At 33.3% G+C, this 2,325-nt stretch carries 1 protein-coding gene; it reads right to left on the bottom strand.

Features of this window, described 5'->3' with window-relative positions:
• Nucleotides 1–534: 534 nt before the first annotated feature.
• The gene (gene nadR / locus AB204_RS19745; RefSeq protein ID WP_047965100.1) at nucleotides 535–1,761 is read right to left on the bottom strand and encodes a multifunctional transcriptional regulator/nicotinamide-nucleotide adenylyltransferase/ribosylnicotinamide kinase NadR; all 1,227 of its coding nucleotides are present in this window, start codon (nucleotides 1,759–1,761) and stop codon (nucleotides 535–537) included.
• Nucleotides 1,762–2,325: the final 564 nt, after the last annotated feature.

Below are 2,325 nucleotides of genomic sequence, written 5' to 3' on the forward strand. Positions count from 1 at the left end.
TCTTATGTCAATTATTATTTACAATGACTATCTAATAAATGAGATATTTCTTAGTCTTAGAATAAAAAAATCAAGAATGTTAATTAATTATGCTTAAAAACAAAAACCAAACTAAATAAAAATAGCATAAATTCTTCTGTCTTTATTCCATTTTGATAATAAGGAAAAAAGTCATTTCATATTTCATTAATACTTTAATGTTATCTTGGTATTACCTCCATTATTGTTTAAAACACCTAGAATATTTGTGGGATTATTACTGCCTAATAAATTTTATATAAATAAATCAATAGGCCTGTTCATTAAATGACTTATTTCTCTGTAATTCAAGTCAAAACAGTAAAATTAAAGTATCAAAAAATATTATTATCACAATTTATTTTATTACCATTGTAAAAATAACTACAGTAAACATTTAATTAAATGCTTACACAGAATAAACATAAGACGATCAAAGTTACAATGGATAATAAATCACTATCAATTAATCGTGATAATAATATAAGTGTAATCTATTTTGTATATAAAGGTTAGTTACCCCATTAACATTTGTTGAACTAGTTCAACACAGCGTAGAAAACGCTGATCATAGTCTGGTGAATTAACACAAACATAATCAATATTATTTTTCTTCAACAAACTTTCAAGTAAATCTTGAAACTCCTTGCGATCCCGCTCACTGCCTAAACTTCTTAAGCCATCAGCTACCCATGGAGTATTGTTCTCTAAAAGAATAACTAAATCAAAGCGATACTCATCAATCATTGCCTGAACAAAAGGATGTTCTTTCCCTTCATAGCGTTTGCAAAATGCCTGCGTTGTCACGAAATCTGTGTCAATAAAAGCCACCTTATTAGCATATTTAACTGAAAAATCAATATACTGAGCATGACCTAGTGCAATTTTGTCATAATCCGAGTATTGCAAGGCCATTTCATCACCTCCCAGATGGGAAAATACATAATCTCGTCCATATTCCCATGCGCTGGTGGTATTAAACATATTGGCCAGTTTGTTCACTAACGTAGACTTTCCGCTTGATTCACCGCCAAGAATGGCAACTTTACGTACAAAGAAAGGCTTCACTTCGGTTGGAATGTACTCCCAATAGCGGAAAGGGGCCTGACGAATTTGGCTGCCGCTGATATTCATAAATGAACGCTGTGGGTCGATAAGCACGGTTTCAATGCCGCAATGTTCTTTATAACGGGAAACATCCTGTGCTTCACTGGAGTAGATGTATTCAGGCGTGATCCCTTTTGCTGACATGAATGCTTTCACGCCCTTACTCCAGGTTTCCCAGCCATTTGGATAGGGTTCCATGCCTTGTTCATCAAACGCGTGAATATGAATATTCTTTTGATATTTGAATGTTTGCAGCAACCATCTCAAACGGTCACTGACCGTTGGCTGCTGGGACATCGAACTGTTGATGAATAGCTCACGATCACGCACTTCGTCATAGCAAAGTACGACGTGTAATTCATCAACTTGACTGGATGCTCTTTGAATCAAATAAATGTGTCCCGTATGTAACGGGTAAAATTTACCAAACACGACACCGATTGTTTTCTTTTCCATGGGATACGCCAATCCTAGATATTGATGAAGAGAAGCCAGTTTCTGTGCACTGGGACTCTTTATTTTGTCGTTAATGAGTTGGCTAAGGTAGCCTTTTGTCATACCACTGGCATCAGCAACTTGCTGTAACGTGCAACCTGCTTGTTTAATCGCCTCTTTCAAGTAGTCAAATTGTCTCATATAACCCCCTTCTCGTGTTTAGTATACTAAACAAAATAACATGCTCGTTGTGAAAGGTAAAAACAAAATTAGGGGTTTATCGAGGCTTTGGAATGAAACTCTGCTATTTCAACAACTGTAAGTGTTTAAAATTGGATAATTAAATATAGGTATAAAAGTAAAAAAGCAAATACTAAATTTTTGGTTAATTCGTGAAATGAGAGACAATGCGGATTGTGGAATTTTTATTGAATAGGGTTAGTCATTCCACTAATCGTTATATATTTATTTATATAACCATATATAAGTCAAATTTCGTCATGCTCTTATGAACAATAAACCACAGTATTAAGTAAAAGTATAGGAGTTTGATACCATAATCTTCAATAAATTGATTTTTTATCTAAATAGAGTGAATAAAAATTTCTTCTGAAATATTGGTATTTCGCTTATGCTAATTAGGAATAATCTGAATTTTTTGTTTTTCGTATTAAAATATGAAAAACTTAAATGGATGAGGAAAGAATGCTAATTTTATTGCCTGCCTTATTTAATATGTGACGGCAGGCAATATATATTATGGAT

The organism is Xenorhabdus khoisanae (genome assembly GCF_001037465.1).
Classification (GTDB): domain Bacteria; phylum Pseudomonadota; class Gammaproteobacteria; order Enterobacterales; family Enterobacteriaceae; genus Xenorhabdus; species Xenorhabdus khoisanae.

Excerpts from the sequence above, each read along its gene's own strand:
- nadR (WP_047965100.1), bottom strand. The coding sequence starts at position 1,761 with ATGAGACAATTTGACTACTTGAAAGAGGCGATTAAACAAGCAGGTTGC.